The following is a 21,325-nucleotide window of genomic DNA, read 5'->3' on the forward strand; positions in this document are numbered from 1 at the left end:
TCTATGGAGCAGAGAATTACTACACTTATTCAAGAATCGCCCTACAACGTACATTTGTTTATTAAAAATCTAACAACGAATCAGTTGCTCATCAGTCATCAGCTAGAGACTTCATTTTCAAGTGCAAGTTTAATCAAAGTGCCGATTCTGTTAGCCTTGCTCTCATATATAGAGAAAAACAAATTATCACTTAATTCTACGCTTACGATTTCACCAACTAATTGGGTGGATTTTAGTGTGATTAGTGAACAAAGACTTACACAAAGCACTTTTTATGATCTGCTATTGTGGATGATAATTACTAGCGATAATACAGCTACGAACGTCTTAATCGATGTAGTTGGCATGGAATATTTGAATGACTATTTTCAGCATATCGGATTACAGGACACACTGCTACAGCGAAAAATGATGGATGTGGAGCGGCTAGCAAAGGGCATAGATAATCGCACATCAGCAAGGGATATGGCACATCTTTATACGCGTGTCTATCAGCAAGAGCTTTTAGCGCCTACCTACAATAAACTAGTCATTAATATTTTAAGCCGTCAGCGTATACATGACTCCCTAAAGCGCTATCTAGTAGAGGATGTGAGGCTGGCACATAAAACAGGCGGACTGGATACAGTCGATCATGATGTGGGGATATTTTACACGAATGCAGTCGATTATAGTATGGGTGTTTTTATAACAAATGTAACGGACAATGATCAGGCACGCCAACTCATTGGTCGTCTATCAAAAGTTGTCTATGACCAGCTGGTGAAGCGGAAGGAGGAGAAGGATGAAGGCCATTGTTACAGCCATGATTGCTAGCTTGTATGCCATGCCAGATAAAGCTTCTGAATTAGTCGATGAAGTGCTTTATGGGATGACCGTAGAGATCATCAGTGATGTCAATGACGCTTGGGTTTCTATTCAAACGGCCTATCGTTACGAGGGTTATTGTCAGAAGGCGGACTTACTGCTAGAGGAAGCACTTGCATCTACATGGCAACAAGATGCACAGTATGTAGTGTGTCAAAGCTTTGCAGATGTTTTGCAGCAGCCACGTATTCAAAGTACAAAGCTGCTAACGCTTGTAAGAGGCTCTTCCATTCGTGTTATGTCAGACGAAGCAGTACCTGAAGAATGGTCAGCTGTACAGCTAGTGTCAGGACAAATAGGGTATGTTCGAACAAAATGGCTACAACCAAAAATAACAGCACATTCATTATCGGAGCAGCAGTTCCGAGAAAATGTGGTGGACACAGCGCTCAGCTATTTAACGGCCCCTTATCGCTGGGGTGGCAAATCGCCACTAGGTATTGATTGCTCTGGTTTATGTTCAATGGCTTATATGTTAAACGGTGTCTATATTTATCGTGATGCCCGAATAGTAGAGGACTTCCCTATCGTTAACATAGAGCAAGCCCGAATGCAGAAGGGGGATTTAATCTATTTTCCAGGTCATATTGCTCTATACATGGGTGATGATTTGTATGTCCATTCATCGTTAGGTGGTAATGAAGTAACGATTAATAGTCTAGATGCCAAACATCCCCTCTATCGACAGGATTTAGCCACAACCATACTAGCAGTAGGTACTTTATATAACTCACAGAAGACTAGTTAAGCTTTTTTAAAGGTCAGTCCCATCTTGAGGATGATAAACGTACTGAGATGGATCAGTGCTAACACGATAAACTGCCAGAGCCCAATTAAAAATGTATTCATGCATAAATCAAACACTGCTTCACCTGGGGGCATATCTGGATAGGGCTCTAGTTGCCCATAATGCCACACAAAATAACAGGCGATAGAGGTGCCTTGTCCCACATAGACAAAGGTCCAATGGATAGAAGCTGCTACTCTTTGCCGACTACAGCATAGTAAGAGGTTCGATAAAATAATAAGAGTGGGGAAAATAATGATATAAAAAGAAGCCTCTGCTATTTTTGTTGTGAAATATAGGTTGTAGCTAAGCTGAATCAATGGCAATAGCATAAGGTTAACGGCGAGAAGACTGAGCAATTGTGTACGCTTCACTGTGTTCCTATCCTTTCCGTATTTTTACACTAAGACGTTTAGACAAACGAATTAGTTTCATGAGAAAAAACGTCCATACTCCTTGATGAGTCATGGACGTTTTATGTTAATAATGATAAATATTAAGTTGCTGGCCTGCTTCAAGACGTTCTGTTCGAAGCTGATTCCACTGCTTAAGTGATGTCACCTTCACATTATAGGCTTCGGCAATCTTCATAAGTGAATCTCCATCAGCCACCGTGATGGTTTTCTTATCTTTTACAGGGCTATCATATTGCTGAAGGTCATATTTTGCGATCAATGTATTTAATTTTTCATTGTAAGCCGAATCAGTTGCATAGGAGCCTGTTAAAAACTTGGTCGCATCTGTATAGGTAGTTGTGTTGCTTTTGAAAACGCCTGCGTAAAAATCTTTATTCCATGACACGCCATTACGCATTAATTTTACATAATCCTGCATGGATGCTTCATAGGAAGGGTATTTGCGGAAGTCAGCCATGATGGTAGAAAGGTTGCCTGACCCATCATCCTCTGTGGTTTCGAGTGTGACGGAATTATTTTGGTAGCTGCCTTTCATTCCAAAAAGATTATAATTAGGGGCAGAGCCAAGTCCACTTTGCCCATGCTCACTTTCTAGAATCGCCTGAGCAATCATCACGGATGCATATAAGTCATTGTCAGCACCAAGATCTCGTGCGGTCTCTGCAATCTCACCGATAAACTCTTCCACACTTGGACGATCATCAATAACCACAGACTCTTCTCTTTCAGTCGTATTAAATAACTGTGTCACCATATAAAACGAAATACAAATAACAACAACGGCAATCATAAGTCCTTTAAAAAAGTTTAGCACGTATTTCATTGTAGCTGGATGTTGGTCGTGACCACATCTCCCTCCCTTCTATTAAAAGTTTAGCTATCTCTCATTATTACAGAGAGTGAAAGAGATGTATAGTTGAATAGACTTCATCATTCATAGAACGTTTCTTGCCTTAATTAGTTCCTAAATCTATCTTAAAATTCTGAGACATAAATTGTTTGAATCTCTCAAAATATCGCTCGGACGCTTCCCATTGAATCGTGTTTAAATAAGATAGCTCTTGTCGACCAAAAACGTTAGGAGGCTGATAGTGGCGAGCAACATAGGATTGATTTTCGAGCGTATAAAAATAATACGCTTCATCAGGCGTCATAATTTCAATGCGAGCATGTATCCTATCGCCTTCATTATCCAAATAGGTTTGACGGAAGCTATAGCATTTGGAACCATCCCACAATCCATCATGTTCATCGTCTAAATCCAGAATCGTAGGATGCTGGAGAATTTGTTGTACATCTCGCACCTCGATACTATGCAAGTAAAGTTCTGCTACATTGATGCAGGTTAACAACATCAGCCAGTGCTGTTGTAAATCCACTAAATCCTCCTGGGGGGATGCTGTAATATCCCACCATTCAGCTTCTTCATCTAGTGTTTTTGTCAAGAGAGAGACGGATTGATCCTCATTAAGCCAAATAAAATAATGACACTGCGAGGTCAATATATAAATACTATCATTGCGTACATCTCCATCAGCATTGGTATGTGCGCGTTGGATCATAAAATAAACATCCTGTTCCGTCAAATCGAAAGAAGGTTTGTCAGGTGTCATCAGAATACATGAAGTCAGTTTCAGTATGTTTTCCGCATTGATCGAATGGTGCGTGAAATAAATAGGAGCTGCTATTGTCCTTTGAGGAACGCTTGTAAATTGAGTGAGTGCAGAACGCCCTTGTTTTAGAATTTCCACGAGTGAAGTGAAGGAAAAGCCGATGTCATCCTCATCCTCAGGTAAAAATATCTCGTCTACTAATACATCTTCAATACGGATAGGGAGCTCCTGAAAAACGCCATCTCCGTGCCATATATTTACGATACAAGGAATCGACTTCTGACCCTTTACGTTGATGCGATACTCATCATCTTGAACCAAAATTGCTGCCTGAAGATTGCCATTAACGATCGTTTCGCCATGATTGTAGGAGCCACATAATATATTCTCGACTGTCAGATGCCCGTGCACATAGATTTCCTGACCACCTACAGCTATATTTTTAGAAAGTACATTGCCCATTACTATCAGCCCAATTGCCCCATCTGTCTCTAAATTATAGAGGGTGTCTACGGTTAGATGACCATTGATGAAAATGAGAATGGTCTTGTCCTGTTGTGGGAATGGCATATCCCAGTCCAAATCAAGAGAGGGAAGTGTTAAATCCCCCTCATAGTAAGCTACTAGATCATCCTCACTAAAATCCTTGTAAAACTTTGCCCACCAAGAGTCTGCTGGAAACCTTTTTGCTAGTTGTGAAATCGCCAAAAACTGAAAGCCATTATGCATAGGTCACGACCTCTCTACTACATTTTTTATTATTTTCTCACAGCTAGTAATTGGCAGTCAATTTCATAGAATGGTAGAGACAAGATTAATTTCATAGAAAATGGTATTATTAACCTTTAAAACAATGAGTTGAAAGGGCGTTTTGATTGAATACGATTTTTAATGTGACACAAAAACAACTATATGATTTTCTGCTGAATGTAGCGACAATAAGACCAGTTTTTATTTGGGGAGCACCTGGCATTGGGAAATCAGCGATTGTTGAAAACTTTGCTAGTGAATTAGGGCTACATTGTGTATCGTTATTGGGCAGTCAGCTAGCACCTGAGGATATTATTGGTGTTCCGCAGATTAAGGATGGCTACAGTGTTTTTTGTCCACCCAAAATGATTGCACGCGATGAACCTTATTGCCTTTTTTTAGATGAATTAAATGCTTGCTCACAGGAAGTACAAAAAGCGTTTTATAGTCTTATTCATGAACGCAGAATTGGAGAGTTTACATTGCCAGAGGGTACGATTGTTATTGGTGCAGGCAATCGGGCTCAGGATAACGCGATTGTGAAGCCGATGTCCTCCGCATTAATCAATCGGATGGTTCATGTTCAGCTGAGGGCATCGCATAAAGATTGGCTTGAATGGGCCTATGCACATGAAATACATCCATATGTGATTGAGTATATTCAAATGCGTCCTGATCATTTATGGAACGAACCACCGAAAACAGAAGAACCCTTCTCCACGCCTCGTTCATGGCATATGTTAAGTGATTGTTTGTATGCATATGGCAATAGCTTACAAGAACAAACAATTGATCTATTAGCAAGTAGCTGCCTGTCCGCGCATACTGCCAGTCAATTTAAAGCCTTTATCAAGCAAGTGCAAAGTAAATATGATCTCGCTAAAATTATTCAAGGAGAATTACGTTGGCCCGATCAACCTGATGAAAGAGATTTGCTTTATTTCATGGCACAATCCTTCCGGGCTCAGTTACTGAAGGAGCTTCCGAACGAGCATACCACATTGAAGGGCAATCAACGGCAATTAGCCTTTCGAGCCAAAGACTTGATCAAGGACCTATCATCCATCAGCTTAGAAATTGCACAGATGGTTGTGTCAGAGCAAAAGGGTGAAGCCTTACCTGCCTGGTTTATGCTGGAGGTTATCCGAGATTTACCGCGTTTAGTAGCCAAAAAGGAAGGGTAGCGTATGGCCAAAAAGAAGAAAGCATCACAGCAGGAGCATAAAAATGAGAAAGCCATTGCACGTGGGCATGACATTGTCTGTACACATCCCCTGTTCGAGGCGTTGTGTCATGCTGTTTACATGCAATACGAAAGTATGCCCCAAAAGGATTGGGCTTACATTACAAGCGCAGGTGTTATTTATGTGAATCAGGATAAAAAAGGTCAGCCAAATGAATGGGCTTATGTGATAGCGCATTGCTTGCTACACCTAGGCTTACATCATCATCAACCAAAAGAGCAGCAGGAGCTGTGGAATATTGCCTGTGACTGCTATATAACAAAATTTTTAGCAGAGCTAAAATTTGGTCAAGCACCAAAGGAAATGAGTAATCCTCTTTTTGAGGCCATTAGCTCTGAGGAAAAATTATATGAAAGATTTTTACGCGAAGGTGTGCCAGATGATTTGAAAGGCTATAGTACAATGCCAGGCCAAGTGGACTTTGTGATTTCACAAAATCAAACAGGCTATCTTTATAGAGGGAATAGTGATTTCGCTGCATTATTTGCAGAAGGTTTATCGAAAGCCGTGCAAAGTGCCATTCGAGTAGCGGGAGGGGTAGAAAATACATTGGGAGGCACAACGAGGGTAACACAAGCACAGCACGCAAAGGCTTGGTTTATGAGCTCCTATCCCTTATTTGGTGCTTTGGCAGCAGATTTTACGATCATTGAAGACCCACTTATTTGCACAAGAATGAATGTTTCGGTCGCAGCCATTGCAGTCGAAACAAAGGAGATTTATTTGAATACGGCGGTGGGAATGACCGATGAGGAAATGCGGTTTCTCATGGCACACGAATTGCTGCATGCAGGTTTAAGCCATGCGACCCGCAGACAAGGACGTGATCCCTACTTATGGAATGTTGCTTGTGATTATGTTATCAATGGCTGGCTCATCGATATGCAAATCGGCGAGATGCCAGCATTTGGCGGGCTATATGATCCAGCATTAAAAGGACTTTCAGCCGAATCTATTTATGATCGTATAGTTACAGATATTAGGATGTATCGCAAATTAAGAACCTTTCGAGGGCAGGGCATCGGAGATATGATCGAAACGAATCCACCAGATTTTTGGGAAGGCAAGGTTGGCGTGGATTTAGATGCTTTTTATAGAAGGGCATTGAGTCAAGGGTTAAGCTATCATATAACCCAAGAGAGAGGATATTTGCCACAAGGGCTCATTGAGGAAATTCGTAGCCTAGCACAGCCTCCTATTGCCTGGGATGTGGCATTAGCCAAATGGTTTGATCGGATGTTTCAACCGATAGAGAAAGTTAGAACGTATACCCGCCCCAGTAGAAGGCAAGCATCGACACCTGATATAGCTAGACCAAGATGGATTCATCAAAGCGGTGAGGAAGATGGACGTACTTTCGCAGTCCTTATTGATACATCAGGCTCCATGGACCGTCTCTTACTAGGAAAAGCACTCGGCACAATAGCGAGCTATAGCATCGCTAGAGATGTCCCCTTTGTTCGCGTTATATTTTGTGATGCTGTTGCCTATGACGCGGGCTATCTAGCCCCTGAAGAACTATTAACGAAAGTGAAGGTAAGAGGTAGAGGAGGCACAGTGTTACAGCCTGGTATACAGCTACTTGAAGCCGCACAGGATTTTCCAAAGGATGGTCCTATTCTGATTATTACAGATGGACAATGTGATCGTTTAGCCATTAAAAGACAGCATGCCTTCGTACTACCACAGGGGGCCAAGCTACCGTTTGTGCCCAAAGGCGAGATATTTAGAATGAAATAGTTGCAGCTATCTACAAATGTTTGAAATGATTTTTGTTGGTGAAATATAAAAAGTGAACGCATTTCATGAGCACATTTTAAAGGAGATGACAGATGATTACATTTGACAATGTCTCAAAACAATATGATAACAACCAAATAGCTGTCAAAGCGCTAAATGTAGAAATTAAAAAGGGTGAATTCTTTGTTATTATTGGCCCTAGTGGATGCGGCAAAACTACTTTGTTGAAGATGATTAATCGATTAATACCCTTAACAGCAGGCACCATCTGGATCAATGATAAAAGAATTAGCGATTATAATATCCATGAGCTGCGTTGGAGTATTGGCTATGTACTACAGCAAATCGCCCTATTTCCGCATATGACAATAGAGGAAAATATTGCGGTTGTACCAGAACTGAAGAAATGGAGTAAAACGAAAATCCATCAGCGTGTAGACGAACTATTAGCGTTGGTGGGTCTGGAGCCAGCGAAATATCGTCAGCGTAAGCCAAAGGAGCTGTCAGGAGGCGAACAGCAAAGGGTTGGCGTTGTTCGTGCCTTGGCAGCTGACCCAGAAATTATTTTAATGGATGAGCCCTTTAGTGCGCTAGACCCTATTAGTCGCACCAAACTACAGGATGATCTACTAGAGATGCAGCGTACCATCCAGAAAACCATTGTATTTGTATCACATGATATGCAGGAAGCACTGAAATTAGGAGATCGTCTCTGTATTATGAAAGATGGCGAAATTGTTCAGATAGGTACTCCACAGCAATTGCTACAAAACCCTGTAAATGATTTTGTCCAACAGTTTATTGGAGGTAAGCAGTCGGATCAATTGTTTACGATCCACGATGTGTTACAGCCAATCACTGTGACAAACAACTTTGGGCATACCATTCCTGTTGATGCCCCATTTCCGACGATTCTTGAAAAATTAGCCGAGCATGACTTGTTAGGTGTCGAAGAGAATGGCAAGCTCATTGGCATGGTGACAAGAGCTTCCACGCTTCGTTATTTAGCAGCGGATTCTAAGAAAAGAGGGCATGTGCATGGTGGCTAATGTGGTAGATGTATTTCATGAACGGAAGGCACAGCTGTTGGCTGCATTACTAGAGCATATCCAAATCTCTTTTATTGCGCTATTTTTTGCTGTCCTCATCGCTATTCCCCTAGGTATCTATTTAACCAATAAAAAGAAAATAGCCGAGAGTATTATTGGAATCAGTGCTGTGCTGCAAACGATTCCTTCCTTAGCGTTGCTCGGCTTATTAATCCCTTTATTCGGTATTGGGAAAGTTCCCGCAATTATTGCGTTAGTCGTCTATGCGCTGTTGCCTATTCTACGAAACACCTACACGGGCATCAATGAGGTTGACCCATCACTGAAAGAAGCGGCATTAGCTATGGGAATGAATCGATCAAAGCGTTTAGTAAAGGTTGAGCTACCACTTGCTATGCCTGTTATGATGGCTGGTATTCGGACAGCAATGGTGCTGATTGTGGGAACAGCAACATTAGCTGCTTTAATTGGTGCAGGAGGCTTAGGAGATATTATATTACTTGGGATTGACCGAAATAACACGGCACTCATTCTTATAGGAGCTATTCCCGCTGCTATTTTAGCCCTGATTTTTGATGTGGCGCTTAAAAAATTAGAATCTCTGTCCTTTAAAAAAACAATAACGACGTTGAGTCTCATTAGTTTAGCGGCACTGGTAATGATTTTCTTCCCGCTCCTAAGCAGTAAACAGCAAGATGAAATAGTCATTGCAGGAAAGCTTGGTGCGGAGCCTGAGATTCTCATCAATATGTATAAATTATTAATTGAGCAGGAGACCGATTTAACGGTGACATTAAAGCCAGGGCTTGGTAAAACTTCATTTGTATTTAATGCATTGAAATCGGGCAGCATTGATATTTATCCTGAATTTACAGGCACCGCTATTTCGGAGTTTTTAAAGGAAGAAGCCATTAATAATAACCAAGAGGACGTCTATCTTCAGGCAAAAGAGGGGATGCAAGAGCAATTTGATATGGTCATGCTAAGCCCCATGAACTATAACAATACGTATGCACTCGCTGTATCAGAGGAGCTGGCTGAGAGCTATCAACTGCAAAAAATCTCTGATCTTAAACCGATAGAGCAGAAGGTGAAAGCAGGCTTTACATTAGAATTTAATGACCGTGAGGATGGCTATGTTGGCATACAAAAACGGTATGGGATAGCCTTTACGACACTTGCAACGATGGAGCCAAAGCTTCGCTATCAGGCAATACAATCAGGTGATATTAATTTGCTAGATGCTTATTCAACGGATAGTGAAATTCGTCAATACAAGCTACGTGTATTGGAGGACGATCAAGCATTATTCCCACCATACCAGGGAGCGCCTTTACTAAGGAAAGAAACGCTGATTGACTATCCAGAGATTGGAGAAGCGTTAAATCAACTAGCTGATCACATTACAGATGATGAAATGCGAGAAATGAATTATCAGGTGAATGTAGAAGGAAAGCTTGCAGCAGAAGTAGCAAAAGAATATTTAGTAAAGATAGGATTATTAAAATAAACCCTCTACCTTTAGAGGGTTTATTTTTATCAATAATTTATTAATGATAAACATTAAAAAATTATTGATAGAGATAAAAGGGGATGTATAATAGAGAGAAAGGAGGGAGAGGTTGATAATGGGGCAAACAATTCAAAGTAAAGAATTTCGATGGATGACAAAGGGGCTTCGTACCGCTTTTACCATGATCATGGTGATGATGATTTTTGTCTTGACGATGCTCGCGATTTTTATGGTGGGAGCAATGGTGGTATCAGAGCAACAAGTGAATCATTTATTAGCAAAGGGCAGTGTGACCGCTGCCGTTCAGTTAGAAGGATTGGAAATGAAGCTGGCAGACCATGTGACAAGGGACATTCACTATTCAAAAAAAGATGTCATGACCTTTCTATTTACTGCTACAATATACATAGCTATTTTATTAATGATTATTGTACAAGTGAGGAATATATTAAGTAACTTATCAAAAGGTATTGTATTTTCACTCGCTAATAGTAAAAAAATGGAGAGAATTGCCTACTGTGTGATTGTATTGAGCTTGACAGTAAATGCATTTCGTACATATACCGTCTATCTGATTATGCAACAATTCCAATTGGAGTCCCGATTTGTAGAGACGGGTTTGATCAAGGGGATTAGCTATCATTTTACAGGCATTCACTGGACTCTTTTACTATGTGGTGTGGTGATTTGGACCTTTGCACGTATTTTCCGATACGGTGCATTCCTTCAGGATGAATATGATGCAACAGCTTAGGAAGTGAAAACATGACCATAATTATTCGATTAGATCGTATGCTAGCGGATCGTAAAATGCAGCTGAGTGAACTTGCAGAGAGGGTAGATGTTTCGATTGTCAATCTCTCTAATTTAAAAACAGGCAAAGTAAGAGCCGTACGTTTTTCTACATTAAATGCCATTTGTAAAGCTTTGGGCTGCCAGCCAGGAGATATATTGGAGTATGTAGAGGAAGAAGATGACATCTAGAAGCAAAGCAGAAAGGATTTTTTGAATGACGGCTTTTAGTTTTTTAATGCTCGCTATCATAGCAGAGGTTTTTGCCAGTTCCTTGCTCAAGCGTACGGAGGGCTTCACACGAATTGGGCCATCAATTGGCGTAGTAGTAGGCTATGGAACGGCATTTTATTGTTTAGCCTTAACATTAAAAGTGATTCCTATTGGCACAGCCTATGCAATTTGGGCAGGTTTAGGGACAGCGTTAACCGCTATTGTGGGAGTTGTCCTCTATAAGGAACGATTTAATCGCAAGAAGGTATTAGGGATTTTATGCATTATCTTGGGTGTTGTGGTACTCAATCTTGCTGGTGGTCATTAGGAGGCTGAACAGGATGAAAGGCTATTTATTTTTAACACTATCGATTATAAGCGAGGTCTTTGCAACAACCATGCTGAAGTTCTCAGACGGCTTTACTGTCCTCGTTCCATCCTTGGCGGTAGCAATTGGCTATGGTATTTCGTTTTATAGCCTATCCCTCTGCTTAAAAACCATGCCTTTAAGCTTGGCCTACGCTATCTGGTCAGGTGTCGGCACAGCTTTAACCGTTCTGGTAGGCATTGTCATTTGGCACGATATTTTTACTGTTTATTCTGCGATCGGTATTGTCCTCATTATAGGAGGCGTAATCTTGTTGAATCAGGGGGATAAAGGTGAAGAAGTGGTGGATAGCCTAGCAAAAGGGTCAGATCTGTGAGGATAGGCGGATAGAGATACGAAAGTAATGGATAGCGGGTCTAAATTGATGGTTAGGATTAGCAAAGTGATGGATAGCTTTGCAAAAGAGTTGGATGCTTGAGGATAAGCGGATAGAGATGCGAAAGTAGCGGATAACGGGTCTAAATTGATGGATAGATTTGCAAAAGAGTTGGATGCTTGAGGGGATAGGTGGATAGAGATGCGAAAGTAGCGGATAGCGGGTCTAAATTGATGGATAGGATTAGCAAAGTGATGGATAGATTTGCAAAAGAGCTGGATGCATGAGGATAGGCGGATAGAGATGCGAAAGTAATGGATAGGATTAGAAAATCGACGGATAGCCCTGCCAAAACCTAGGCTTGATTCAGTGCAAACCAATAGAATGGGGAGAATTTGATGATAAAAGCTCTAATTTTTGATTTTGACGGTACAATCATTGATACGGAAACAGCATGGTATAACGTTTTTAAGGATGCCTATGCACAATATGGTGTTGAATTATCGTTAGCAACCTATGCTAAGTGCCTTGGGACCAATCTTCAAACCTTTAATCCCTATACATATCTTGTTACACATCATCACATACAACTGGATGTGGAGGCTTTTCAAACATCCATTCAGCAACGCCATGCACAATGGATGGAAACGGAAACGCTAAGACCTGGTATTTTAACATTGCTACAGCAGGCAAAGGAAGCGGGTTTGAAGATTGGACTTGCTAGTAGCTCCAGTCGTCAATGGATTGATGTGTATATGGATCGGCTGGGTATCCGACATTACTTTGATTGCTTTTGTAGCGCTGACACGGTGACAAATGTTAAGCCTGATCCAGAGCTTTACTTGCAGGCGCTTGAACAATTAGAAGTAGAGGCTGATGAGGCCATGGCAATTGAGGATTCACCGAATGGCGCACAAGCCGCTGTAGCAGCGGGACTTTATACAGTGGTCATTCCGAACGAGATTACCAAGCAATTACCATTCAATACAAAACACCATACCGTTACTGCATTAGAACAATACACAATACATGATCTCCTTGCAACATAAGCTTTTGCAAAAGCCTCCCCCTCATTGGTGGAGGTTTTTTTAGTTTCTTTAGGAAGAAGTCGCCATATTTTTTGTCGCAACATATGATAACGAGAGGGCAACTTACACGGATCAAATCGTATAGTCAAACTAAGAGAGGGGGCTACGAATTGAATAGTGATAAGAAAAGAAATCACTTTTTATGTGAAGCTTTAAGTGATTTAAAGGATCTTCAGGATATTATGATGAATTTTCATTCTAAATATTTTGGTCAGCTACTTATTAAAATTGTCGGGAGTGATACGATTCCATTTTTTTTAATTACACATAGTGGTGCTCATTTAAGCTTATTGGATACAGTGAAACAGTTTGAGACAGAGTTTTTCCGCATTGAGGATGTTGATAGAGAGCGTTGCCGTGGCACAGTATCATTGTTGCGTGCTTTTGATTATGAAGGAAACGATACAAATTCGATTGCAGATGTGGTGAGGTTAGAAAAAACAAGTACAAAGAAATCTATTGAACTCAGTGGTATATCGGCCATTCAGCTCTTAAAGCCAGACATGTTGAAGGGGAAATTTATCATAGAGCCGAAATGGTAGTACCATATTAAACTACTAAAGCTAGAGCATCTGTCTATATGCAAGGGATACAAAGTGAATGTAATAGAGAGAGAATCTAATGAAAGGAAGTTTAGCTATGACGATTATTGGTATGCTGCATCATCGACTTGATCCAACAACAGTGCTCAAGTCCTATGCCTTTGCAGCAGTTGCGAAAGCTGAAGGCGCAACATTTTTTTACTTCACACCTAAAAGTGTGGACTTTGCCAAACGTTCTATTCGAGCAAAGGTCTATGAGAATGGACAATGGCAAGAGAAAACAATGCCCTTTCCTGATGTTATCTATAATGCAGGAAGCCCTGAGAAATTATCTGTCTCGAAGGAGATTATTGACCGTTTAAAAGAGGAGATTCCATTCACAACCCATTCAATCGGGAACAAATGGAATGTGATGAAACGATTAAAGGAAGCGAAGGAATTTGAACAGTATTTGATTCCCTCTGAAATTGTAAAGGATGCCGATTTATTTCATAAGTTCGTTAATTATTATAAACGAGTTGTGTTTAAGCCAATTGATGGACGAAAAGGGAAGGGTATTTATTTTATAACGAAGGCGGGAGCCAAATATTTTGAGGTGCGAAAGGATAGCACCACGACAACCTATACAAAGCCACAATTGGATGCATTGATAAAGGAGCAACTTGCGTCTGGCACCTTTATTATGCAGCCGTATATTCAATCTGTTACAAAATCTGGTCAGGTCTATGATTTCCGCCTGCATGTTCAAAAAAATGGAGAAGGTAAATGGGTAGTGACAACGGTGTATCCACGCATTGCACCGAATGGCTCCATCATACCGAATATTAATAATGGTGGCTATACCAATTATTTAGATCCTTTTTTGGAGCAGGAGTTTAAGGATGAGGCCTATAATATTCGGCGAATGCTTGAGCATTTTTCACTGGCGCTGGCACATCATCTGGATGAAATTCAAATGGCGAAATTTGGGGAAGTTATTGATGAAATTGGCATTGATGTAGGGTTAGATCAAAATCAAAAAATTTGGATGTATGAGGTCAATTGGCGCCCAGGCTGTCCTCCTGCCTTTTACTTGGAATTAGATGTGGTCATCCATTCTATCCGTTATGCGATGTATCTTGCCAAAAATCAAAAACCAATGAAAAAGAAAATTGTCCAACAAAAAACGAAGCAGGTGGAGGCAAAGAAAACCCTACCTATTATTGCGATTACAGGAAGTGCAGGGAAAACCACGACAAAGGCATTTGTGGGTTCGATCTTATCGAAAAAGTGGAATGTATTTGAATCAAAGGATTATTGGAATACGACGGAGCATACGAAAAAGCATAAGGAAGAAATCAATGATACACATCAGGCCGTTGTATTAGAGTATGGTATGGCTTACCCAGGCATTATTACCAATCACTGTAGCATCATCCAGCCGAATATTAGTATTGTAACGAATATAGGCTTAGCCCATGTTGGGAACTTTGATGGAGATGTAAGGGGTGTTGCCAAGGCAAAATCGGAATTGATTCATGGTATGGATCAACAGGGATTACTCATTGTCAATCAAGATGATGACAATTCAAGATACTTAGAGACACAGCAATTTAAAGGGAAAATCATCACGGTAGGCATTAAAAAAGAAGCGGATTACCGTGCATATGATTTGCAATATAAAGATGTCGGCATGTCCTTTAAAATGAAGCTACATGGGCAAGAAATAGAATTATATATTCCTATTTTAGGAGAACATCATGTATACAACGCATTGAATGCAGTGGCAGTGGCTGATCTTTTAGGATTTAGTCCACTTGATATTCAGGCAGGGCTCAACTTTAAAAAACCACCAAGACGTTTAACGATTTATAATTGCCGTGATGATATAACGGTTATTGATGATACAGTACACTCTCATCCGCAGGGGGTTCGTGCTGCGCTCGATGTACTGAAGAATATCGCGACAAATCGCAAGGTAGCCATTATTGGGCAAATGCGAGAACTTGGTGTCTTGAGGGAAGAGGAATATCGTAAGGTTGGAGAGTACGTGTATGAGATAGGCATCGATGAATTTATTACCTATGGCTTTAGGACAGATGAAATGAGTAATGCTGCCATCGCGAAGGGCATGGACCCATCCAGAGTACATCATTTTATTAATAAAGATCAATTGCATGCCCTCCTTGAAAAGCTCATTAAGCCCCATGATACCATTCTTGTGAAGGGTGCAAGTAAAACCAATATGTTTGAAACCGTGAAGTTTTTAGATCAAACGTTTAAAGAAGAATAATTGTTTACGACTGATGAAGATAAAAAAGCCCGAGTAACTGTCCACTGGCAAGCGGCAATTATTCGGGTTATTTTTTTCAAACTCTCAAAATGAATTTTATTTCCTTCGCTGCAGTGATTGCGTGATTTCTTGCTTCCTTCAAGGTTGCTCCCTCTGCAATGACATAGGCGTAACGATGACCCATCGATAAAGGTGGGGTGAGGAGGGTGCCTCTTCTCGGTTTGACATATACTTCAACGACGCCAGTTGACCTTGTCGCTCTTGCCTTGCCAATAACCTTTTCTAAAATTCCTCTACTTTCCACAATGACATATTTTGTATACACAAATTTTTTATGTCTTGGTTGCAGATTAGGCTGTTCTCCTAGCAAAATCTTCAGTGTTTCTTCTACTAAACTAAAACCTAGAGCTGCTTGTAGCATATTATTCATAGCGCCACCTGAAATTCGAGGATTGATCTCGATAAGTTTCCAACCATTTTGGGTTAATCGAAGCTCTAAGTGAAGAGCCCCATTCTCAATACCAAAGGCTTTCACGATGGAATGGAGTACCTCCTCGATGCCTGATTGGATGTCTTTAGGGGCTTTCACTAGAACACCATAGCCAGTAATGATAAATCGTTTTCCTTGCGTAATTTCTTGCTCAATTATACCAATGACATGTGGTTGTCGTTGATAAACAACCGCCTCTACTAAATATTGAGGGCCATCTAGATATTCTTCAATCATGATGGTTTCATAGGGATTTTTACTGCGTAGTGCTTTGAGGTGGTTATTGAGCTGGTCGGCATCCGTTGCTAATAAGACATCTTTTGAGCCAGTTGATTTAGGAGATTTTACGATTAATGGAAAGGTTAAATTTTTAGCTATAGGTTCGTTCGGTTTCATGAGCGAAAATTTTGGTGAGTATGGTTGGTCTTGTAAAAACTTTCTTGTTTTTTCTTTATCCTCCATAGTTTCAATGGCACTGGAGGATGTATAGTTCTGACAAAATTCATCACATAGTATTGAAGCAATATGGACAAATGGATCAACAAAACTAACGATACTTTTAATATTTAATCCAGCTTTTCCTAGTTTCTCAATTTCATCTTTCATGCTCTCGATATCAAAAGTATCAATGAGTATCATTTTATGGATGTCGGGGTAGGCTCTGCGCTGCTGAAGTTGTTTTTCATTATTTGTGAAAAGTACTGTGAAGTAGCCTAATTTTTCTGCTGCCCTTGTTGCTTCACGACTAGACCCAGATTTGTTTGTACCGATAAATACAATGGCTTTCAGGTATATCACTCCTTCTATTGGTACTTAGATACTTAATCACCTTTATATATATGCAATGAAATAGATTTCCTCTAGTTATGTATCTTGTCTACATCCAAGCAACTTTTAAAAGGTTACATATACTAGAAAAGAAAGGAGGGAGAAAAGATATGAAGCCTCTTTCGGTGAAAAATTTAGCAATGATTACGGCAGGCTATCTAGTGCACGGGTCAGAGGATACACTGATTCAGCATGGGGCTTATCGATTAAAGCAAGTGAAAAAGTCCAATACGGCCCTTTTTACAAGTAAACGTATTGTTAATTGGAAAAATCTTGAGCCACTTTCTCCTCTAGTGCTAGTGACCGATAGAGCTTATCGGCCAACTGACATTCCCAATCATGTCATTATGATACAGGTAGCGAATGCAGAAGAGGCCTATTGGAAATTTGTCCATTTTTATCGCAGCCAGTTTCATATTCCGATTGTCGCGATCACAGGTACATCAGGCAAAACAACGACAAAAGAGATGATTAAACATATTCTTTCGGCTGATCGGAAAGTGACTGCGACGACATTGAGCAGCAATTCTAGAACGGCTTCTTTGCAATATTTACTGGGCATTGAGGATGAAACCGAGGCTGCCGTTTTTGAAACAGCAGTGGGCTCACCTGGAGACGTTACGAATGCAGGGAGATATTTCAAACCGACAATCGGTATTATTACGAATATCGGAGCCCATCATTTAAATTATTGCAAAACATTAGAAGGCTATATTCAAGCAAAGGGAGAAATGCTAGATATCATTCATCCAAAAGGTACATTAATTATCAATGCTGAAGATATGAATACGAAAAAAATAGATGTTTCGAGATTTCGTGGGCGTTTGATTAGGGTAGGAAAGCATGACTCCTGTGATTTTCGCGCAAGCCATATCCACTACTATCAAAAAGGGATGAAATTTATTCTGCATCATGATAGAAAAAGCTATGACATACTTGTACCAGGGTTTGGAGAGCATCAGGTTTATAATGCTCTTGCTGCCATTGCCGCGGTCCATGATATGGGGATCCCTATTCCAGTCGCAGCACAACAGCTTCAATCATTCCGTCAATTAAAAAAACAACTGCAACTCTTTGAGGGCATTAATCATTCCATGTTATTGGATGATACATGGAGTATTACAACCACTTCCTTAGAGGCTGCCTTAAAAGTGTTGAATGAATTAGGTGACGGAAAGAAAAAGATTGCGGTTATTGGTACGATTACCGATTTAGGTTCATGGGGCTACATTATTCACGAACAGGCGGGTGAATTAATTCAACGTATTGGCGTGGATGTCCTGATTACCATTGGAGAACACGCAAGGATTATGGCTGATCATGCAGTAAAGCTAGGATTTAGCGCGCCTGTTTATACATTTAAAAATAGTACGCTAGTCTATCCGTTATTGCAGAAGATTGTGGATGAAAATACCATCATTCTCATAAAGGGAGATATGTATAGCGAACAGGTCTCTAAATTAGCAACGGAGCTAAAGCTAAAGCCTCCACCACCTGCTGATTAGCTTCTTTCCATATAGGATATTGACTGTGCCACATAGAAGAGCTTTCTAATAAGGTATAGTAATTGATCAAAAAGCAGCACGCTAGATCAAGAGAAGAAATAAGTCATCTACAAGATTGATAAAGAGAGGAGGCGTAGTACACTTGCAATCCATTAGTGTGCAGAAACTTAGGAATGTCCTACAGGGAAAGCTCATTCACGGATCAGAACAATGGTCTGTTAAGCAGGCGATCTACTATAATCGGCATGATTTAACAAAGAGCCATTCGCTCCTGTTTGTTAGTCGAAACGATCAAATCAATTGGCAAGAGATTGATCGGAAAGGTCCGTCTCTTATCATATCCGATAAACCGTCTACAGAGTTAAAAAATGCACTGGAGAATACAACCGTTTTACAAGTGAAAAGTGTTGCACAGGCATATTGGACATTTATCGAGTATTATCGTGGGCTCTTTGAAATTCCCGTTGTGGCTTTAACAGGAACTTGTGGGAAAACAACGACAAAAGAGATGTTAAAACATATTGCTAGTAAGCATTGGCAAGTGCAAGCATCCATCAGTAGTAAAAACGAGCCAAGGCAATCATTACCTTATTTAACGGGCATTGACGATAAAACACAAGCCGCTATCTTTGAATTAGGCTTAGGGAATACGGGGAATATTAAACATCAATGTATGATCTATCAGCCAACTATTGGCATCATTACAAACATTGGTGTGCATCATCTAGATGGCTGTCTCAATTTGGAGGGCTATATTAAGGCTAAGGCAGAAATTGTGGAAGGCATTAAAGAAGATGGCACGTTAATCATCAATGCTGATGATGCCAATACTAAAAAAATCTCATTGAAAAGATTTAAAGGGAAGATTATCAAGTTTGGCTTACAGGATACGGCAGATTACAAGGCTTCTAAAGTGGAGTTTGCCAATACGGGCATGAAGTTTGTTTTAGAGGTAGCGGATGAAACATACAATGTGTTTGTCCCAGGCTATGGAGAGCATCAGGTCTATAATGCCTTAGCCGCGATTGCAGCTAGCCATGAAATGGGGCTGACCATTCGTCAGGCAATCGCAGGACTAAGAACATTTAAACAGATGGCAAGACATTTAGAGTTTACGACAGGACTTGGTGACAGTACGATTATTGATGATACATGGACAAATAACCCAACATCTGTAGAGGCAGCCTTAAAAGTGCTAGATACGGTGGGAAAAGACAAAAAGGTCATTCTTGTTTTAGGGGATATAAAGCGATTAGGCAATTTTGAAGAAAAATATCATCGCGAAATCGGCTCCATGGTAGCAGTAAGAAAGATCGATACATTGATTACCATCGGCAAAAGGGCAGAGAAGATTGCCGATCAAGCGCAAAAGGATGGAACCAGCGCAGAGGTTCATACGTTTAAAGAGGTAGCAGGCGTTTTAGAATTATTGAAACCAAAGCTAGATGCGGACACGATAGTTTTAATTAAGGGACCGATGTCTAGTAGATCCATGATCGAATTTGCCAATAAACTAAAAAACGCATAGAAAAAGGGTGTCTCAAAATGAATGAGACACCCAATTCTTACTTATTTTAAAACACGCCGAGCTGTTACCCATGTTATGCTTAAACTTTGTTTCACAACAGTTCGTAGTCATATTAATATATTGATTACTCCCTATAATAGATCCTCGTTTGTGTGATTTCTATTGGTAGAGATGAATAATAAATCTACTTTTTGAAACTGAGATTTTTGAATACGTTTACCAACTAAAGCTTGTGTTTGCTAATTTATTCTTCAACTCAATACCATGTTTCTTAAAGACATAGTAAGTAAAACCACTTGTAAAAGTCAGTGCACTTAACAGGGCGTAGAGTTATTTAGTAGAGATAACGCGCTTCGCAGTAATATAGTGTTGAGCATAATAATCAACAAATAATACTCTTGTCATGACACCATCGGAATTAGGGATGATGATACGGTGATCGCCTGCATAAATCCCTACAAGAGAAGGTTTTTTTGAACCTTTCACACTATTAAAGAAGACTAAATCACCCTTTTTCAAATTAGCACGCGCTACAGTTGATCCTTTGCTCATTAAACCGCTTAAAGAAGTTGATCCGAGTTTAACGCCACTTTTACGATAGATGAAATCGACAAATGCTGGAGCGGTAAAGCGTAGACTTGACTCATTTGTTGTCGAGCTAATCGATACTTTATTTTTATAAGTCAGCGCATTCTCAACAATTTTATCGCCTTTTGTTGCAGGGTTGGCTGATAGCAGAGTAGGTAATACTCTACGTGCCGATACATAGTTTTCTTTATAATACGGCTTACTATTTAAATCAGAGATAACTATATTTTGTTTGGTATCAGCCATATGGATGATTTTATTGTCGCCAATATACATACCGACATGATCGGGATCAGTTCCCGTTTTTTTACTTTTAAAGAACACTAAATCGCCTTTTTGTAATTGGTTTCTCGCTACATAAGTCCCTTGCTGAATCATATAATTTTCATTATACGTACCAAGGTCTACCCCGTTTTTCTCGAAGATGTACATTAAAAATGAAGCACAAGAAAATTTGTATGGGTATGTAGGCTTGTAAACCGAATTGCTGTATGTTGCTTGCCCCATTAAGCTTTTACCAGTCTGAATTAATTGGTCTGCTTTTGCAGCTACCGCCTGTGCGTTGTTCTGAGCATTTGTTGTCGCAGCCTCTACTTGTATTGGCTGGATCGCTGTTTGCACCATTCCAAATGAACTAAATCCAATTGTTAATGCAAGTGTTGTAGATAAAAATCGTTTATTCATGTTGTGTAACCTCCTAAAGCATCTAGTAGGATTTCTCCTGTATACCTTTGCCATGGAAATAATCGTAGCATGAAAAAGTAGGGCTTCTGGGCGGTAAATGTTACCAGGGTAA

Annotated in this window: 20 protein-coding genes; 15 read left to right on the plus strand and 5 right to left on the minus strand. The window is 40.2% G+C overall.

Features of this window, described 5'->3' with window-relative positions:
• Positions 1-3 precede the first annotated feature (3 nt).
• A complete protein-coding gene (locus C7B89_RS14015) occupies positions 4-816 on the plus strand; it encodes a serine hydrolase (protein ID WP_115673948.1) in 813 nt (270 codons plus the stop codon).
• Complete coding sequence (locus C7B89_RS14020) at positions 785-1,615, plus strand: C40 family peptidase (protein ID WP_115673949.1); 831 nt, start codon at positions 785-787, stop codon at positions 1,613-1,615. Before C7B89_RS14015 ends, C7B89_RS14020 begins: the two co-directional genes overlap by 32 nt.
• Here C7B89_RS14020 and C7B89_RS14025 read toward each other — a convergent pair.
• The 3 genes from C7B89_RS14025 to C7B89_RS14035 form a co-directional block, all read right to left on the minus strand.
• Complete coding sequence (locus tag C7B89_RS14025) at positions 1,612-2,028, minus strand: hypothetical protein (protein ID WP_115673950.1); 417 nt, start codon at positions 2,026-2,028, stop codon at positions 1,612-1,614. The two genes, C7B89_RS14020 and C7B89_RS14025, sit on opposite strands and share 4 nt — an antisense overlap.
• A gap of 106 nt (positions 2,029-2,134) precedes the next feature.
• Complete coding sequence (locus C7B89_RS14030) at positions 2,135-2,893, minus strand: glucosaminidase domain-containing protein (protein WP_048390248.1); 759 nt, start codon at positions 2,891-2,893, stop codon at positions 2,135-2,137.
• 130 nt (positions 2,894-3,023) lie between these two features.
• Positions 3,024-4,412 (minus strand): hypothetical protein, encoded by a 1,389-nt coding sequence (locus tag C7B89_RS14035; RefSeq protein ID WP_115673951.1) that lies wholly within the window; start codon positions 4,410-4,412, stop codon positions 3,024-3,026.
• Positions 4,413-4,558: 146 nt separating this feature from the next.
• Here C7B89_RS14035 and C7B89_RS14040 point away from each other — a divergent pair, with 146 nt between their 5' ends.
• The 11 genes from C7B89_RS14040 (at position 4,559) to C7B89_RS14090 (ending at position 15,590) form a co-directional block, all read left to right on the plus strand.
• The gene (locus tag C7B89_RS14040) at positions 4,559-5,617 is read left to right on the plus strand and encodes an AAA family ATPase (protein WP_048390252.1); all 1,059 of its coding nucleotides are present in this window, start codon (positions 4,559-4,561) and stop codon (positions 5,615-5,617) included.
• A gap of 3 nt (positions 5,618-5,620) precedes the next feature.
• Positions 5,621-7,417 carry a vWA domain-containing protein gene (locus C7B89_RS14045; RefSeq protein WP_115673952.1) on the plus strand — a complete coding sequence of 599 codons (1,797 nt, stop codon included), beginning with the start codon at positions 5,621-5,623 and terminating at the stop codon, positions 7,415-7,417.
• Between the two features lie 92 nt (positions 7,418-7,509).
• A complete protein-coding gene (locus C7B89_RS14050; RefSeq protein WP_066037416.1) occupies positions 7,510-8,466 on the plus strand; it encodes an ABC transporter ATP-binding protein in 957 nt (318 codons plus the stop codon).
• Positions 8,456-9,976, plus strand: coding sequence for an osmoprotectant update ABC transporter permease/substrate-binding subunit OpuFB (gene opuFB, locus C7B89_RS14055; protein WP_115673953.1), 1,521 nt, complete (start codon positions 8,456-8,458; stop codon positions 9,974-9,976). Before C7B89_RS14050 ends, opuFB begins: the two co-directional genes overlap by 11 nt.
• 118 nt (positions 9,977-10,094) lie before the next feature.
• Positions 10,095-10,733: a DUF2975 domain-containing protein gene (locus C7B89_RS14060; RefSeq protein ID WP_115673954.1), complete on the plus strand. Its 639-nt coding sequence runs from the start codon at positions 10,095-10,097 to the stop codon at positions 10,731-10,733.
• 11 nt (positions 10,734-10,744) lie between these two features.
• On the plus strand, positions 10,745-10,963 hold the full coding sequence (locus C7B89_RS14065) for a helix-turn-helix domain-containing protein (RefSeq protein ID WP_004229412.1): 219 nt from the start codon (positions 10,745-10,747) through the stop codon (positions 10,961-10,963).
• 25 nt (positions 10,964-10,988) lie between these two features.
• Positions 10,989-11,312, plus strand: coding sequence for a DMT family transporter (locus C7B89_RS14070; RefSeq protein WP_048390263.1), 324 nt, complete (start codon positions 10,989-10,991; stop codon positions 11,310-11,312).
• Positions 11,313-11,325: 13 nt separating this feature from the next.
• Entirely contained in the window at positions 11,326-11,688 is a 363-nt protein-coding gene (locus tag C7B89_RS14075; protein ID WP_115673955.1) for a DMT family transporter, read from the plus strand.
• A gap of 398 nt (positions 11,689-12,086) precedes the next feature.
• Positions 12,087-12,737: an HAD family hydrolase gene (locus C7B89_RS14080; protein ID WP_103117833.1), complete on the plus strand. Its 651-nt coding sequence runs from the start codon at positions 12,087-12,089 to the stop codon at positions 12,735-12,737.
• Positions 12,738-12,886: 149 nt separating this feature from the next.
• Complete coding sequence (locus tag C7B89_RS14085; RefSeq protein ID WP_066037421.1) at positions 12,887-13,318, plus strand: hypothetical protein; 432 nt, start codon at positions 12,887-12,889, stop codon at positions 13,316-13,318.
• Between the two features lie 79 nt (positions 13,319-13,397).
• A complete protein-coding gene (locus C7B89_RS14090) occupies positions 13,398-15,590 on the plus strand; it encodes a YheC/YheD family protein (RefSeq protein WP_115673956.1) in 2,193 nt (730 codons plus the stop codon).
• Between the two features lie 76 nt (positions 15,591-15,666).
• On the opposite strand, the gene C7B89_RS14095 is transcribed toward C7B89_RS14090, so the two are convergent.
• Positions 15,667-16,878, minus strand: a complete 1,212-nt coding sequence (locus tag C7B89_RS14095) for an ATP-grasp domain-containing protein (protein WP_048390271.1) — start codon at positions 16,876-16,878, stop codon at positions 15,667-15,669.
• Between the two features lie 140 nt (positions 16,879-17,018).
• Between C7B89_RS14095 and C7B89_RS14100 the strand changes: the two genes are divergently transcribed.
• A complete protein-coding gene (locus C7B89_RS14100; RefSeq protein ID WP_066037422.1) occupies positions 17,019-18,413 on the plus strand; it encodes a Mur ligase family protein in 1,395 nt (464 codons plus the stop codon).
• A gap of 142 nt (positions 18,414-18,555) precedes the next feature.
• The gene (locus C7B89_RS14105; protein ID WP_048390276.1) at positions 18,556-19,941 is read left to right on the plus strand and encodes a UDP-N-acetylmuramoyl-tripeptide--D-alanyl-D-alanine ligase; all 1,386 of its coding nucleotides are present in this window, start codon (positions 18,556-18,558) and stop codon (positions 19,939-19,941) included.
• Positions 19,942-20,271: 330 nt separating this feature from the next.
• Here C7B89_RS14105 and C7B89_RS14110 read toward each other — a convergent pair whose 3' ends face one another.
• Positions 20,272-21,213 carry a C40 family peptidase gene (locus tag C7B89_RS14110; RefSeq protein WP_231595546.1) on the minus strand — a complete coding sequence of 314 codons (942 nt, stop codon included), beginning with the start codon at positions 21,211-21,213 and terminating at the stop codon, positions 20,272-20,274.
• Positions 21,214-21,325 lie beyond the last annotated feature (112 nt).

The organism is Lysinibacillus capsici (genome assembly GCF_003367505.1).
Lineage (GTDB): Bacteria > Bacillota > Bacilli > Bacillales_A > Planococcaceae > Lysinibacillus > Lysinibacillus capsici.

What these genes read in the sequence shown, in the direction of transcription:
- C7B89_RS14015 (WP_115673948.1), top strand. Translation starts at nt 4, where the DNA reads ATGGAGCAGAGAATTACTACACTTATTCAAGAATCGCCCTACAACGTA.
- C7B89_RS14020 (WP_115673949.1), top strand. Translation starts at nt 785, where the DNA reads ATGAAGGCCATTGTTACAGCCATGATTGCTAGCTTGTATGCCATGCCA.
- C7B89_RS14030 (WP_048390248.1), bottom strand. Translation starts at nt 2,893, where the DNA reads ATGAAATACGTGCTAAACTTTTTTAAAGGACTTATGATTGCCGTTGTT.
- C7B89_RS14035 (WP_115673951.1), bottom strand. Translation starts at nt 4,412, where the DNA reads ATGCATAATGGCTTTCAGTTTTTGGCGATTTCACAACTAGCAAAAAGG.
- C7B89_RS14045 (WP_115673952.1), top strand. Translation starts at nt 5,621, where the DNA reads ATGGCCAAAAAGAAGAAAGCATCACAGCAGGAGCATAAAAATGAGAAA.
- C7B89_RS14050 (WP_066037416.1), top strand. Translation starts at nt 7,510, where the DNA reads ATGATTACATTTGACAATGTCTCAAAACAATATGATAACAACCAAATA.
- opuFB (WP_115673953.1), top strand. Translation starts at nt 8,456, where the DNA reads ATGGTGGCTAATGTGGTAGATGTATTTCATGAACGGAAGGCACAGCTG.
- C7B89_RS14060 (WP_115673954.1), top strand. Translation starts at nt 10,095, where the DNA reads ATGGGGCAAACAATTCAAAGTAAAGAATTTCGATGGATGACAAAGGGG.
- C7B89_RS14065 (WP_004229412.1), top strand. Translation starts at nt 10,745, where the DNA reads ATGACCATAATTATTCGATTAGATCGTATGCTAGCGGATCGTAAAATG.
- C7B89_RS14070 (WP_048390263.1), top strand. Translation starts at nt 10,989, where the DNA reads ATGACGGCTTTTAGTTTTTTAATGCTCGCTATCATAGCAGAGGTTTTT.
- C7B89_RS14075 (WP_115673955.1), top strand. Translation starts at nt 11,326, where the DNA reads ATGAAAGGCTATTTATTTTTAACACTATCGATTATAAGCGAGGTCTTT.
- C7B89_RS14080 (WP_103117833.1), top strand. Translation starts at nt 12,087, where the DNA reads ATGATAAAAGCTCTAATTTTTGATTTTGACGGTACAATCATTGATACG.
- C7B89_RS14090 (WP_115673956.1), top strand. Translation starts at nt 13,398, where the DNA reads ATGAAAGGAAGTTTAGCTATGACGATTATTGGTATGCTGCATCATCGA.
- C7B89_RS14100 (WP_066037422.1), top strand. Translation starts at nt 17,019, where the DNA reads ATGAAGCCTCTTTCGGTGAAAAATTTAGCAATGATTACGGCAGGCTAT.
- C7B89_RS14110 (WP_231595546.1), bottom strand. Translation starts at nt 21,213, where the DNA reads ATGAATAAACGATTTTTATCTACAACACTTGCATTAACAATTGGATTT.